The following is a 14,490-nucleotide window of genomic DNA, read 5'->3' on the forward strand; positions in this document are numbered from 1 at the left end:
ACTAATGGATAAATATCAAAAAGAAATCAAAAAACTTTGGATTAAAGAAAGAGAAGCTCTAAAAGAAAAAATAAAGAAAATAGGTTTAGATAGTCAGCTAATTAAAAAGGTGAATCTTTTTTCAGAAAGATGTTTTTTAGATGAAAATGAAAAAGAAAAAATATGTCAAAAATTAATAGAATTAGATGACTTTACACTAAGCGTTTTAATGAAAGATCCTAAAAGGCAAAATATTTATGAAAAAACACTCTTAAACCATTTGAAAGAAGCTAAAATTAAGGCAGAAATTCTTCCAAATCACGGTAGAAATGCTTATTACTTAATTAATGATGAAATAATTACTAATTTAGATAGAAAACCAAAAAATGTAAAATCCTTAGATTTTAAAATATCACTTTCTAATAAAGAAATATTTATTGTCCATAAATATACTGAAGTATCAGGCGGATCACAAGATAATCAGTTTCAAGATGTTTTAAATCAAATTTCACAAATAGGTAAATTAACAAAAGACAAAATATTATTCTGTCTAGATGGTGATTATTATAACAAAAACAAAATCAATCAATTAAAAACCGATAACAAAAATATTAAGGTGACAAAAATAGAAAATATTATAAATGATTTAAAAAAAATAAATTCAATATAAAACCACAGAAAATCTGTGGTTTTATATTGAATTTATAATTTTTCTTAGTGTCTTAAAATCAATTCTCCTGCGATATTTGTTTATTTTAGAAACCCCTTTAAATGTTGCTCATAAATAATCACAATTATTTTCTCTTAATTCCTTGATTTTGTCATTTAACTTTCTAATTAAGTTTTTATCAACATTACTCAAAACAGAAATTTTAACTTTATGTCTATCTGTAGATTTTGATTTTATATTTGATAAATAAGAATTGTTTTTGAAACCAATATTATTAGTATCTCTAGTGTTATCGCAACAAACTACAGATAAATTATGATTAACATCAGTGTTAAAAGTTACCATTCAACTATTTTTTTTATATAAAATTTTTTCTTCCATTTCCTTTAAATTACAAAATGATTTAATAAAAACGTTTGATTCATACAATAAAAAATCTTTATTTTCTTTTTCGTTATCAAAATAAGCGATAGCAACAGGATGCTCTGTGTCATTAAAATTATCTTTATTAGGTATGAGTTGAAAAGCTACCAATTTATTAATAATTTTTTGATCTGCTTTTCTGTTACTGTTTATTAGTGTCGCAGGAATAATAGCGATTGTGAAACGAATATTTTCAATGCATTTTCAAAGTGAAACTTTATATAAATCATCAAATTCTTGAAAATTATTAATTTTTATTCGCATTCTTTTAGCCGAGTGTTTTGATAAATAAGGAGGGTTAGTAATTATAAAATCATATCCTTTGTAAAATCAATTATTAATACTATCATTTTGTTGAACTTCTTCATTTTGAGGTTCTATATCAAAAGAATTATATTTAATATTAGGATTATATTCTTTTATGAATTTTATTAATAAATTAGATCCAGCAAATGGCTCTAAAAGTTTTTTATCTCATAAATTGTAAGAATTCATAAATTCTACAAACACCGAATTATCTTTAAAAACATTTCTAGTGGTAAAAAATTGACCTTTTTCTATCTTATCCATAAAATCCCCACATATTAATTGTAACACACTTATTTAATACTTTTATTAATTTGGAAAAACTAGTTATATTTGCAAACATTCAAATGTTATATAATAAAAGAATGCTAAATGTTGTTTTATATCAGCCCGAAATTTGCCCAAATACAGGCAATATTATTCGCACATGCTTTGCTTTAGGAGCAAAGCTTCATATTATTAAACCACTTGGATTTGATTTACATCCAAAATGATTACGAAGATATGGTGCTGGTCGTATGCTTTCTGATATACAGCATGAAGTGCATGATAACTATGACCAATTTTATAAAAAATATCAAGGTAAAAATATTTTTTATATAACTAGATATGGACTTAAAACTTATTCAGATGTAAACTATAAAAAAGAATATAAAAATTCTCAAGAATTGTGGATAATGTTTGGTAGAGAATCAACAGGAATAGATAAACAAATCCTTCAAAAAAATATTCAAAATTGTGTACGAATTCCTATGGTTGATGCAATGAGATCAATAAATTTAGCTAATTGTGTAAGTATTGTCGGCTTTGAAATAATGAGACAACTTGATTTTAAGAATCTTTCAAAATTTGAAGTTGAAAAAGGAAAATATTTTTTAATTAATGGAAGTAATAACAAGTAAAAATAACCTAAAAATCAAGCAATTAGTTAAATTAAAACAAAAGAAATATCGAAATGAGTTTCAAAGTTTTTTAATTGAAGGTTATCATTTAGTTGATGAAGCACTCAAACATAATTTGGTTGTCGAAATTATTGAAAATAATAAAACAGCAAAATATAAAAATTCAACATTAGTTTCTCGAGAAGTTATCGAATATTTATCTTCAACTCAAAACCCCCAAAATATAGTAGCAAAATGTAAATTTATTAAAGCAAAATCAAAAATTAATAAGTTATTAATTTTAAATAATTTGCAAGATCCAGGCAATATAGGAACAATTTTTAGAATAGCAAAGGCTTTTGGTTTTGATAGCATTGCTGTTGAGAATTTTGATTTTTATAACGAAAAAGTAATTAGGTCTTCTCAAGGTGCATTTTTTGATTTAAATATTTTTAAAATTAATAGCACTCAAGAATATTTAGATTATCTTAAAGATCAAGGATTTAAAATTTATGCAACAGTTTTAAATCAAAATGCACAAAAATTAAAAGATGTAGATTTTCCAACTTCAAAAATAGCTATTATCCTTGGAAATGAGGGAAATGGAATTTCTAAAGAAATTCAAGAGCTTTCAGATGTGTGTATTTATATTCCGATTGAGTTTGAAAGCTTAAATGTAGCATCTTGTGCAGCTATTATTTTAAACAAAATATATAACAGAGAGTAAAAAATGAACATTTTAGATAAAGTTATTCAAAAAATTAAAAATACTTCTTTTCATTTATCTTTAAAAGGATATAAACGTGAAGAAGTTGATTTATTGCTTAATCAAATTATAACTGAATTGGAAAACCAAAAAATTCTTAGTGACTTAGCAAATGAAAAAGTTGAAGAATATGCTAAAAAAATTGAAGAGTTAACTCTTCAAAAAGAAAAGTTAAAATATGAACTTACAAGAGTAAAATCAGAATTGAGTAAAGATGAGTAAAGACAAAATTTCGGATAATTACAATTTTGTGATTCAATGATTTCCAGGTCATATGGCAAAAGCCATTAAAGAAATTAAAGAATCAGCTAATTTAGCTGATCTTTTTATTGTTGTTCTTGATGCTAGATGTCCAATTAGCTCATATAATGAAGAATTTGATCAAATTTCACCACAAAAACCACGTTTATTTATTATTACTAAAAGTGATTTAATGGATCAGTGTAAAAAAGAAAAAATTAATAAGAGGTTTCAAAACGAACATATCTTATGGCTTGATTTGCGTAAAAAATCTTCAAAGCAAGTTATTTTAAATACTATCAAAAAAATTATGAAAGAAAAAATTGCTAAAGACAAAGCTAAAGGTCTTATGCAATCACGATTAAAATCTTTTGTAGTTGGAGTACCTAATTGTGGTAAAAGTACTTTAATTAATTTAGTTTCACCAAAAGCCACACTTAAAGTTGCTAATTATCCAGGAGTAACTAGACAAAAACAATGGGTTGTTAATGGAGAATTTTTATTTATGGATACTCCTGGTATTTTATTACCAAAATTTGAAGATCAAGAAGCAGCTATTAAATTGGTTGCTATTGGTTCAATTAAGGTTGAAAATTTTTCTTTAGAAACTGTGGCTTTTAAAATTTATGAGCTTATTTCTAAATATTATCCAAATAAAATTGAAGCACTTGGTCTAATACCTAGCGATGAAAATACACAAATTTACGCTCAATTAGTTGAATATGCTCTTAAAAATTCGCTTTTAGTAGCAAAAGGTAAACCTGATTTAATTAAAGCTTATAATCAATTTATTAACTGAGCCAAAAACTTAACTGGCGTTACTTATGATTAAATAAAATCGTAATTATTGATTTTTTGATTAATTTCTTTGTAATTTGAGTTATATACAAACATATACTGATAAAAGTTCTTACTGTGTTTTGAAACAAAGTTATGAATTAACTCGTGTGCAATAATTTGTTTTAGTGATTCAACATTGAAAATATAAAGATTTAAATTATAATTAATATTTTGACCTTTACGATAATTAATCCCTCAAGCATAGTTAATTTTTTTAATTTTAATTGGAGGACTAAAAGTATTTAACATAGCTGCAATTTCTTGTTGATGCTTTAAAATTTCAATTTCTAAAGACTCTTTAATCCATTTTTCCACTTTTTTGATTATTAAAAGATTAAACTGATCTTTTTTATTTTTTGATAAATAATATGATTTAGTTGATAAATTAATCACTTTTATTAGTTCATCAAAATCATTTTTATATAAACTAATATAACAAAGAAATTTAGTTATAGTGATCTTTCAAGAGATTTTACTACCTAAAAAATAAAAGTAGTTTTTATTAACATCAAAACACAATTTAAGCAGTTTTAAATATTTTGGAGCTATTTTATAAAGTAATTTTTCTTCAATTTTTATGTCACTAACAATTGGAGCATAAAGAAATAAAGTATTGTTTTTAATTAAAACTTGTATTGATAATCGTTTTGAAGAAACAATATAAAAATAATTAATCTTTAAACCACTGTAATTAAAACTTCTTTGCTGATGATCTTGCATTTCTTAATTTTAAAGCATTTTTAAGCGTGTATAATTATAATAAATGAAAAAACCTAAAATTATTTTTCTTGATTTAGATCATACTTCTCTTGATGCAAAAACTAATGGTAAAAAGCATTTTAGTCAAGAGAATCTTAAAGCTATTAAAGAAGTTAATAAAAACATTCCTATTGTTATCTCAACAGGGAGAGGAAATAATTCTAATACTAGAAGAATTATAAATGAAGCTAATTTATCCACATTTATTGCTTGAAATGGTGCACAAATTATTGATAATGGAAAACAAGTTGAACGCTTTCCAATGAATAGAAATGTTGTTCAGGAATTATTTGACCAAATTTACTTAGAAAAAGTTTCAGTGATTTTTAATTCTGACCCTAAACGAATGGGTTTTGTGAGAAATAAGTTTTTTAAATTTATTTTAAAATTAGGAGATCATTCTGCCCGCAATTATTGAGAGTTTCGTAATGATTTTATAGCTTATAAAGCTTTAATTTGAACTCCTTCAAAAAGAAAAATAGCTAAATTAGCTAAAAAATGAAGCTTGATGTTTGCTGGAGAATTAACTATTTCAATTAGCGGAAATAAAAATAATTTTATTGAAATTACTGCGTTTAACGTTTCCAAAGGTCATGCAGAAAAAAGATTATGTGAACTTTGAGGAATTAACCCAAGCGACACTATTCACATTGGTGATTCAATGAATGATGCCTCAACAAAAAACATTGTAGGAAAAGTTGTAGCAATGAACAATTCAGTTGAAGAATTTAAAAAAATTGCTGATGAAGTTTTACCTTATTCTTACAAAAACGGTGGAGTTGCAAAATATTTATCTCAATTTATCAAACAAAAAAGTGCATAGCACTTTTTTTATCAACGACTAATTCGAAGTCCGTTTTCATCTCTCATTCTTCCTGTAAGAGCTAAAACAAAGTCTATAAATCACCAAAGCCCAAACGATGAGACAGTAAATAACTTTAATAAACCTAAAGCAAATCTTCCTGCATAGAAGCGATCTATTTCGAAAGCTCCTAAAAAGAATGAAAAAATAACTAGTGAAAATCTACTTTTATTACTAACAAACATAATTTTTCCTTTTTTTATTATTTAATAATGTGTGTAAAAAACATTATATCAAAACATTTAAAATTAAATGTTTTGAATTGTTTTTAAAAAATCATCATCGTTAGTGAAATCAATATTTTTATCAATTCAATTTTTTCTTGATTGAGGATTTTCTCCCATTAATGTACTAACTCTTCTTTCGGCAAGTGAAGCATCTTCAATTGTTGCTCTAATTAGTGTTCGGGTTTCAGGGTTCATAGTAGTTTCTCAAAGTTGATCAGCATTCATTTCTCCAAGACCTTTATAACGTTGAATTTCAATATTTGATTTTGAATTTTCTAAAATTTCATTTAATTCATCATCATCTCAAGCATATTGATATTTTTTGTTAGTTTTATTAGTTATTTTATATAAAGGTGGTAGTGCAATATAAACACGCCCATCTTCAATTAAAGGTTTCATCAGTCTATAAAAGAACGTTAGCAAAAGAATTTGAATATGTGAACCATCAGTATCAGCATCAGTCATAATAATTATTTTTCCGTATTGAGCTTTTGAAAGATCAAAATCTTTCCCAAAACCTGCACCAATTGTATTAATAATAGTTCCAATTTCAGTGTTTTTAAGTATTTCTAAAAGCTTTGATTTTTCACAATTAATAACCTTACCTCTTAGAGGCAAAATGGCTTGATATTGCCTGTTCCGCCCACTTTTGGCACTTCCTCCAGCTGAATCTCCCTCAACTAAGAAAAGTTCTTTTTCTTCGGGTTTTTTACTTGTTGCAGGAGTTAATTTATCACTTAAAATAGTTTTTTCTTTTAAAACATTTTTACTTTTACGTGCTTCTAATCTGCGTTTTCGCTCTTCTTGCCTAATTTCATAAGCCCTCTTAATTTTTTCTAAAACTTTTTTAGCAACTTGTTTATTTTCAGCAATTCATAGCTCTAAATGTTTAGTTACAATTTCTTCTACAACTGATTTTGCATCAGGAGTTCCTAATTTATCTTTGGTTTGACCAACAAATTCAAGGATTTTTTCAGGAATTTTAAGTGATAATACAACACTTAAACCCTCACGAATATCATCACCTTCAAAAGAATTTTTCCCTTTTAAAATATTTTCTTTGGTAGCAAATTCGTTAAAAACTTTGGTAAATGCTGTTTTAAGACCAGTTTCGTGAGTTCCTCCATCACGAGTTTTCACATTATTAACAAAGCTTAAACAAAAATCATTGTAGCTATCAGTTCATTGAAAAGCAAAATCAACTTGAATATCTCTTTTTTGGTCAGAAAAATAAGCAACTTCAGTAGTTTTTTCCTTTGAATCATTTAAAAATTCCAAAAAAGCTTTTAAACCATTATCATATTCATATTCTTCGTAAAAATCAGTGTTTTCATCCAAAAGTTTAATTCTTAATCCTGAAATTAAAAAGGAACTTTCTTTTAAACGTTCGCTAATTGTGTTAACATTTAGCTTAGCGTTTTTAAAAAGCTTATAATCAGGTCAAAATTGCACAGTTGTTCCATTTTGTTTTGAAGAACCGATTTCTTTAGTTTTAGTAATGATTTTGTCTTGTTGAAATTCAGTTAAATATTTAAGTCCATTCCGAGATACAATTACACTTAATTTTGTAGATAAAGCATTTACAACACTTGAACCAACTCCGTGTAATCCTCCGGAAGTTTTATAAGCTCCTTCTTGAAATTTCCCTCCAGCGTGTAATTCAGTGAAAACTAATTCAACAGCAGTACGATTTTCTCCTTTGACTTTGTCAATTGGAATTCCTCTTCCGTTATCACTAATAACAATAGAGGCATCCTTTTTTAAGGTAACTGAAATTTCATTAGCATAACCTGCTAATGCTTCATCAATAGAATTATCGACAATTTCTCAAACTAGATGATGCAATCCATTAATATCAGTTCCACCAATGTACATTCCTGGACGTTTGCGAACTGCTTGTAACCCCTTAAGTTGTTGGATGTCTCTAGCGGTGTATTCGTTTTTGTTCATGTAAGTTAATTATAAATTTTAATTAAAAAAAATTAAGAAAATGCTATAAAAGTGTTTAACAAAAATTTACGTTTTTTTGAAAATTTAGTAAAATTTATTTATTAGTCCTAACGTGAGGAATTTATATGAACGACAAATCAAAAAGAAACAAAAAGAGAAAAATTTTAATTGTATTCTTGATTGTGTTAACTATTTTGTTTCTTGCTACTGTCGCAGTTTGCTGTGCATACATTGGTGATTTTTTAGTTTACCAAAACTCAGCAGATGATGGTAAATTGTTAACATATGCTCAAAGAACTAAAGGAATCTTTGGGATTTGATAATTAATTTTTTTCAATTTTTTACTAATAAGAAAAACCACAGAAAATTTATTTTTCTGTGGTTTTAAACGAACTTTTAAACGAAATAATAGAAAAAATAAAAATATTAAAAGAAAAATTTAAATTTTTAAGCAATTGTTTTGGTAATTAATTTATTAGTAAGATGATAAAAAATAAAAATAAAAAATGAATAAAAAAACAATGAAATTAAAAGAATATACACACGAAAAAGAGTAAAAAACTTTTGAATTATATGATTAAAGTGAAAGTATAAAATAAGAAATATTAGAAAATTTAATATTTACACAGCAGAAAGGAGGCCTACTACAAATATTATGAAACCACTAAAAACTTTCGAAACCTATTACAAAGGATATTTAAAAAATTTTAAAACACCACGCCGTTATAACATTTTAAGCGATTTAAGCGAGCGAACAATACCACGACAACGAACTTTATATAGATTTATGAGATAAAACAATTGCTTAAGGAATGATGAACCCAGAAATATTATATGTATATAAATAGAAATTAATCTTAGTAGAATATAGAATTTAATTATCTTAAAAAAAGTTTTAAACTCTTTTTTAGTAAAGAAAATTTACAATTTTTATAAAGGAACTAAACAAATAAGAAAAAATACTTTATATTATGTATACCATAGCAAAAAGCGTTAAAAAATAGTCACTTTTTGTCAAAAAATAAAAATAAAAAAATTAAGAAATATAAGTATCGAAAAAACTAGCAAAATAAGTTAAAAAGGAGTGAAAAATATATTTTATAAAAAACTGTCTAATGTTTTCGATTGAATTTTTGGGGATTTTACTCCCCACATAATTATATAAAAATATGAGTTACTTGATGTATTTTTAGGATTTTTTTACTCTCAACTAATAGTAGTTTTAGGATTTTTGTGTAATTAAAAATCAGGCATTAACCTGATTTTTAATTCTATTTATCTAATTTAATTTTAACACTTGGACCCATTGAAGCTGAAACAGTTAAGTTTAACATATATGTTCCTTTAACTGCAGCAGGTTTAAGTCTTTTGATTAGATTAATTAAGGTTTTAGCATTTTCTACAAGGTGTTCAGTTGGCATGCTTGCTTTTCCAATAAGTGAATGAACAATACCAGCTTTATCAGTACGATAATTTGCTTTTCCTTTTTTAAGTTCTTCAACAGCTTTTTCAGGATTTGGAGTTACTGTACCGGTTTTAGGGTTTGGCATAAGTCCTTTAGGCCCAAGTTTTTTCCCGTATTTTCCAAGTAAAGGCATCATTGTTGGATCTGCAACCATTACATCAAAATCAAAATCATCTTCTTTAATTTTTTGTTCAAGTGCTGGACCATCAACAACAATATCAGCTCCAGCATCTTTAGAAAGTTTTTGTTTTTCAGGGTTATTTGTAGCAACAAGTACTCTTACTGATTTTCCAGTTCCATTTGGAAGTAAGACAGCTCCACGAAGTTGTTGGTCAGCTTTACGAACGTCTAAATTTAAGTTAAATGCAAGGTCAATTGAAGCGTCAAATTTAGCATAAGAAGTTTTTTTAGCAAGGTCAATTGCTTGTTCTAAATCATAAGCGACACTACGGTCAAATGATTCACGAGCTGCTTTTAAATTTTTAGATATTTTTTTAGCCATTATTATTCTCCTTGCTCTTCTGATGAAACTTCATCTTTTACTAATTCAACGTTAATTGCTTGACCTTTAGTTTCTGCAAGTTCTTGTGCTGCAGCTTTAAGTGATTCTTCTTTTGCTTTTGCTAATGCATCAGATTTAGCTTTTTGTTTTGCCTCGGCTTTAGCTTTAGCCACATCATCTCAACCTTCAATTAAAACACCCATTTGTCTTGCTGTTCCAGCAATAATTGCCATTGCACTTTCCACATCATCGGTATTAAGATCTGGAAGTTTATATTCAGCAATTGCTCTTAAATCTTCAAGTTTAATTGTCGCAACAATTTGTGCTTTTGATTTTTGTGAACCGCTTTGAATTTTAGCTGCTTGCTTAATTTTGTATGAAGCAGGAGCAGTAAAAAGTTTAAAGTCAAATGATTTATCTTTATAAACTGTAATAAGAACAGGAACAGGTTCATCCCCTCTATCTCTTGTAGCATCATTAAATGCTTTAGTAAATTCTGGCATATTTACACCAACTCCAGCAAGTGCAGGACCTGGCTTTGCTTTTCCGGCAGGGAATTGCAATTTAGCTTTTTTCAAAATTTCTTTTGCCATTTTTTGTTGTATCCTTTCGATATTGTGGTCTAGCGATAAATTTATCTCCCACTAGTTAGAGGCAATTAAAAATATATTGCCTTTTTATTATAAAATAAAACCTAATTTTTCAAAATAAAAGAATTTTTCTTTATCTTCTCAAAAATAGCTTAAAATAGATATAAAAATTATTTGAAAAATAATAAAAAGTAAAAATATTAATACTTTAACAGCTCTTTGGATATAGTCCAAAAATAGCTGTTTTTTCTGCTATAATTAAAATAAAATATTTTGATATTTTTACTTTTTTAGGAGAAATATGGCCAAAAGACAAAAATCATTTTTTGAGAGATTGTCAGAAATTAACGCTAAACACGAAGAAAAACGAGAAACTCCAAAAGCAAAGCAACGTAAAAAATGAATGTTTATCACTTTAGGACTTTTAGGAGCTGCTGTAATAACTTCAATAAGCGTCCCTCTTGGGATTAGTGTTAATAAAGTCAATTTTGTTAATCCTCTCTCAGATAATGATGTTTTACTCAAGTTTAATAATAATGGAAAACAAGAAAATTTAACAGTTGGACAGACACTGGATTTAATTAGAGGAACTAAAGAAAAAACAACTCAAAAAATTGAGCAACTTTATAAAGAGGCTGTTCTTTTTTGGTACAACAAGGAAGTTGAAGCTTCTAAAGAATATCAAAGATTATGAAATGATTCACGCTATAGTGGCGAGTCTGAAAGAAAAAACATTGAACTTAGAAGTTTCGAAGAAATTAATAAAGATAATAAAAATAAATTAGCTGATTTAAAAAACCAACTGATTTCAATTTACGGATTTAGAAACTGACAAAAACAATTTGATGAAGAAATTAGAAAAAAAGACGAATATGGAAAAAGCGCAACTGAAGATGAAGCATTAGAATTTTTGAATTTCAAATCTATCGAAGATGAAGCACTTAGACATTACAAAATTAAACTTGATAAAAATGTTAATTTAAAAGATATCCAAAGAGTTGCTAGCCATGATATTTATAAAAGAGATAAAAAAGGAAATGTAGTAGCTCAAAATGGTAATCCAGAAATTTTATTTAAAAAAGGCGAAAAAGTATTTAATTATTTTGTTGCACAAAATGCAAATAATTTAGAAGAAGCCAATTATGCAGTTTCAAACTTAGATAATACTAAAATTGCAACTATCACTACCCAATCATTTATTGATAATTTAAAATCAATTAAACCATTAGTACAAAAATATTTTGAAACCAATGAATTAATTTTGCCTACAATTTACAAATTACCAGGAAAAATTAACCCAAATCTTTCATTAGAATGACAATTTGATCAAAAAGAAAAAGACGCTTTAATTAATCTTGCAAAATATACCATTTTTAATAATGGAGATACTTTTGAAGTTAAATCAAATATTGATGTTTTAAAAGGATTTAAAGTAGCAAAAGAGTACTTTATCCCCGCATCAGGTCAAAGCACTCAAGATCTTAATAAAGCTAAATCTGAAGCTGAAAGTTTGCTTGAAGTTTTAACTGTTGATACTAAAAACTTAGGTTCAACTGGAGTTACTACTTTTGCTTCTCAACTAACTCAAAATCCAGCTTTAGTAGTTGCTCTTAAAAATAATAATTTACCTAATGTTTCGTTAAGTGATTTATTTACTCCTGCTTTTTCTAGTGATATTAAAAATAACATAAACACACAATTAAATGCAATAAAAGCACTTAAAAATAAAAATGAAGCTAGTTCTAAATTAGAATCATTAAACCGTTATATTGATTCATTATTTAAAAATTTAAGTGCTTCTGAATTTACTTCTATGATTAAAGAACAATTTAATAAACACATTAATATCAAAATTGATAATCAAGATCTTTATTCATATGCTTATAATGTAAGTGATTTGGCAGGAGCAAAATTAGTTGTTACTGATAAAGGGACTTATTTAGTACGAAATGAAGTAATTTCAAGTTTAAATTCACTATTTAAATATTTACAAAGTGATTTATCTTCAATAGCTAATTCAAATACTTCATTTTTTAAAATCGAAGATGCTTTAAATTCAGTTTGAACTAAAAATGTTATTTTAGCTGATACTTTAAATAATCCCGAATTTCAAAAATATTTATTAACTCAAACCAACAAATTTAGTGACAACAAAGAAAAATACACTCAAGCAGATATTGATGCACTTAAAGCAGATAATGACTCAATTTTAGAAGGAATTCACGGAGAAGCTAAAACCAAATTAATTTCAGATCTTTCAAAATGATTGCAAGAAAATTTAAACGGAAACAGTTATAACTATACTGTTGATAATGGAGTTATTAAAAGGGTGTTAAATCATAATCCATTACAAACTTCAAATGCCAATGAACTAAATCTATTAACTGGTCTTGTTGAAGAAATTACTAAAGGAGCTAAATAATGAATAAATCAAAGCTGTTGAAATTTATTCTTCCTGCAATTGTGGTTTCTTCTACATTTGGGGTTGCTGCTTCTTGCTCACCAACTGCTAACACTCCACAGAGAAATAAACAAGAAAATGAATTAAGTAACGCAAATTTAGCACAGCTTGCAGAAGGATTTTGATTAAAATCTACTCTTGGAAATCTGTATAAAACAACTCAAAATTCACTTTTAGAAAATCAAAGCTTTTTAAATGATGCTTATAGTGCATATAAAACTTATTTAAATAATTTACAAATTAGCGACCCTTTTTCACTATATAAATCATTAACTCAATGAAAAAATCAAGCTTTATTTAGCGAAAATGAACTAAAAGTTTTAAATAATCAAACAAATGATTTATTTTCAGTAAATGCAGTTCCTAATCTTGAACAATTTAAAATTTTATTTAACAAAGACAAAACCGATGTAGCTTTTAATATTAATAAATTGCTCTTAGTTAAAAAATATTTTGAAATTAATACTGAGAATGATTTAAAAATTGTTAATAAAGATTCATACAACACTAACAAAGATAAATACGATTTAAACGAATTTAATTTAATTGATTATGTTTTAAAAACAAAAATTGCTCAACTTTGATCTTATAGCTCAGATACTGCTAATGATATTTTTTCAAATGTAAGTAGAACTATTAATAACATTAGCGATTATAATGAATTGCTTAAAAATAAAAATCAAGCTCTAAAAATTGCCACTCCAGATTTAATTTTTAATAATAGTTCTTTTGAAAAATCCCTTGGTGGATATCAAGGACTTAGCTCTTCGCTAAACGAATATTCACTAAATACAGGAACATCATATTTATTACAACAAAATAATTCAGCTAATTTATCCGGATTTTATGATTTAGTTAATAATAAATTAGTTCCAGTTAATGAAACTGGAGTACTTAATGAAAGTATTAAAGTAACCAATGATAATAAAAAAATTAAAGTTTCTTATTTAAATTTAATTGCTCCAATAGCTAAAGAAATTACGAAAGAAAATAAAACTGAAAAAATATTAAGCTTTGAAAAAACCCCATATTTTGCAAAGCTAGATACATTAAAAATCTACTTGGCCATTTTCGGAGGAGAGACGCTTTACAAAAGTTCCCGTAAAGCTTTTATAGATTTAGGAAATAAAATTTCCTTTGAAAATGAAATTATTAAAGAAAAATTGAAAGGATTAGATTTTGTTAAATAAAAGTGTTTTTTCAAAAATTTTAGATAAAGAATTACCTGCAACATTTATATATGAAGATGATGTTGTCTTTTCTATTATGGATGCATATCCATTCCGTGAAGGACATTTTTTGGTTATTCCAAAAAGTCCAGAACCAAATATTTTAGAAAACGATGAAGCTACCTTCTTACATGCTATGAAAATAGCACGTAAATTAGCTAAAGAAAGAGTTATTGATCAAGGGATTCCCGGTTTTAAAATTGTTATTAATACTGGGGAATATGCTGGTCAAACTGTTTTTCACAGCCATGTTCACGTAATTCCTTTTAAAGTGAAAATAGAATCTACAAAAATAACACCTTAATGTGTTATAATTAGGTTATCTTCAATTACACATAAG

Annotated in this window: 16 protein-coding genes; 10 read left to right on the forward strand and 6 right to left on the reverse strand. The window is 26.4% G+C overall.

Annotated elements, in window-relative coordinates:
* Positions 1 to 4: 4 nt before the first annotated feature.
* Complete coding sequence (locus EXC58_RS02805) at positions 5 to 649, forward strand: hypothetical protein (RefSeq protein ID WP_129725526.1); 645 nt, start codon at positions 5 to 7, stop codon at positions 647 to 649.
* Positions 650 to 670: 21 nt separating this feature from the next.
* Here EXC58_RS02805 and EXC58_RS02810 read toward each other — a convergent pair whose 3' ends face one another.
* Entirely contained in the window at positions 671 to 1,642 is a 972-nt protein-coding gene (locus tag EXC58_RS02810) for an Eco57I restriction-modification methylase domain-containing protein (RefSeq protein WP_129725527.1), read from the reverse strand.
* 101 nt (positions 1,643 to 1,743) lie between these two features.
* Here EXC58_RS02810 and EXC58_RS02815 point away from each other — a divergent pair, with 101 nt between their 5' ends.
* Genes EXC58_RS02815 through ylqF form a run of 4 tightly spaced genes read left to right on the forward strand, consistent with a single transcriptional unit; the run spans position 1,744 to position 4,097 of the window.
* Positions 1,744 to 2,280 (forward strand): tRNA (cytidine(34)-2'-O)-methyltransferase, encoded by a 537-nt coding sequence (locus tag EXC58_RS02815; RefSeq protein WP_129725960.1) that lies wholly within the window; start codon positions 1,744 to 1,746, stop codon positions 2,278 to 2,280.
* Positions 2,261 to 2,986 (forward strand): TrmH family RNA methyltransferase, encoded by a 726-nt coding sequence (locus EXC58_RS02820; RefSeq protein WP_129725528.1) that lies wholly within the window; start codon positions 2,261 to 2,263, stop codon positions 2,984 to 2,986. The genes EXC58_RS02815 and EXC58_RS02820 overlap by 20 nt, the downstream gene beginning before the upstream one ends.
* 3 nt (positions 2,987 to 2,989) lie before the next feature.
* Positions 2,990 to 3,247, forward strand: coding sequence for a DivIVA domain-containing protein (locus EXC58_RS02825; protein ID WP_129725529.1), 258 nt, complete (start codon positions 2,990 to 2,992; stop codon positions 3,245 to 3,247).
* Positions 3,240 to 4,097, forward strand: a complete 858-nt coding sequence (ylqF, locus tag EXC58_RS02830; protein WP_129725530.1) for a ribosome biogenesis GTPase YlqF — start codon at positions 3,240 to 3,242, stop codon at positions 4,095 to 4,097. The genes EXC58_RS02825 and ylqF overlap by 8 nt, the downstream gene beginning before the upstream one ends.
* Here the strand turns inward: ylqF and EXC58_RS02835 are convergent.
* The gene (locus EXC58_RS02835; RefSeq protein WP_129725531.1) at positions 4,094 to 4,825 is read right to left on the reverse strand and encodes a YgjP-like metallopeptidase domain-containing protein; all 732 of its coding nucleotides are present in this window, start codon (positions 4,823 to 4,825) and stop codon (positions 4,094 to 4,096) included. The two genes, ylqF and EXC58_RS02835, sit on opposite strands and share 4 nt — an antisense overlap.
* 43 nt (positions 4,826 to 4,868) lie before the next feature.
* On the opposite strand from EXC58_RS02835, the gene EXC58_RS02840 reads away from it, so the two are divergent.
* Positions 4,869 to 5,687, forward strand: coding sequence for an HAD-IIB family hydrolase (locus EXC58_RS02840; protein ID WP_129725532.1), 819 nt, complete (start codon positions 4,869 to 4,871; stop codon positions 5,685 to 5,687).
* Positions 5,688 to 5,695: 8 nt separating this feature from the next.
* Here EXC58_RS02840 and EXC58_RS02845 read toward each other — a convergent pair whose 3' ends face one another.
* Entirely contained in the window at positions 5,696 to 5,911 is a 216-nt protein-coding gene (locus EXC58_RS02845) for an NINE protein (RefSeq protein WP_223211621.1), read from the reverse strand.
* Positions 5,912 to 5,974: 63 nt separating this feature from the next.
* Entirely contained in the window at positions 5,975 to 7,903 is a 1,929-nt protein-coding gene (gene parE / locus EXC58_RS02850; RefSeq protein ID WP_129725534.1) for a DNA topoisomerase IV subunit B, read from the reverse strand.
* A 125-nt stretch (positions 7,904 to 8,028) separates the two neighbouring features.
* Here parE and EXC58_RS02855 point away from each other — a divergent pair, with 125 nt between their 5' ends.
* Positions 8,029 to 8,226, forward strand: a complete 198-nt coding sequence (locus EXC58_RS02855) for a hypothetical protein (protein WP_129725535.1) — start codon at positions 8,029 to 8,031, stop codon at positions 8,224 to 8,226.
* A gap of 948 nt (positions 8,227 to 9,174) precedes the next feature.
* On the opposite strand, the gene rplA is transcribed toward EXC58_RS02855, so the two are convergent.
* Both rplA and rplK read right to left on the reverse strand, forming a co-directional pair.
* Entirely contained in the window at positions 9,175 to 9,870 is a 696-nt protein-coding gene (gene rplA, locus EXC58_RS02860) for a 50S ribosomal protein L1 (protein WP_129725536.1), read from the reverse strand.
* A 2-nt stretch (positions 9,871 to 9,872) separates the two neighbouring features.
* Complete coding sequence (rplK, locus tag EXC58_RS02865) at positions 9,873 to 10,463, reverse strand: 50S ribosomal protein L11 (protein ID WP_129725537.1); 591 nt, start codon at positions 10,461 to 10,463, stop codon at positions 9,873 to 9,875.
* 298 nt (positions 10,464 to 10,761) lie between these two features.
* Here rplK and EXC58_RS02870 point away from each other — a divergent pair, with 298 nt between their 5' ends.
* Genes EXC58_RS02870 through hinT form a run of 3 tightly spaced genes read left to right on the forward strand, consistent with a single transcriptional unit; the run spans position 10,762 to position 14,454 of the window.
* Entirely contained in the window at positions 10,762 to 12,882 is a 2,121-nt protein-coding gene (locus tag EXC58_RS02870; RefSeq protein WP_129725538.1) for a HinT-interacting membrane complex protein P80, read from the forward strand.
* A complete protein-coding gene (locus EXC58_RS02875) occupies positions 12,882 to 14,111 on the forward strand; it encodes a HinT-interacting membrane complex lipoprotein P60 (RefSeq protein WP_129725539.1) in 1,230 nt (409 codons plus the stop codon). The genes EXC58_RS02870 and EXC58_RS02875 overlap by 1 nt, the downstream gene beginning before the upstream one ends.
* Positions 14,101 to 14,454 carry a histidine triad protein HinT gene (gene hinT, locus EXC58_RS02880; RefSeq protein WP_129725540.1) on the forward strand — a complete coding sequence of 118 codons (354 nt, stop codon included), beginning with the start codon at positions 14,101 to 14,103 and terminating at the stop codon, positions 14,452 to 14,454. Before EXC58_RS02875 ends, hinT begins: the two co-directional genes overlap by 11 nt.
* The last annotated feature ends 36 nt before the right edge of the window (positions 14,455 to 14,490 follow it).

It is taken from the genome of Mycoplasmopsis citelli (assembly GCF_900660645.1).
Taxonomy (GTDB): Bacteria; Bacillota_I; Bacilli_A; order Mycoplasmatales; family Metamycoplasmataceae; genus Mycoplasmopsis; species Mycoplasmopsis citelli.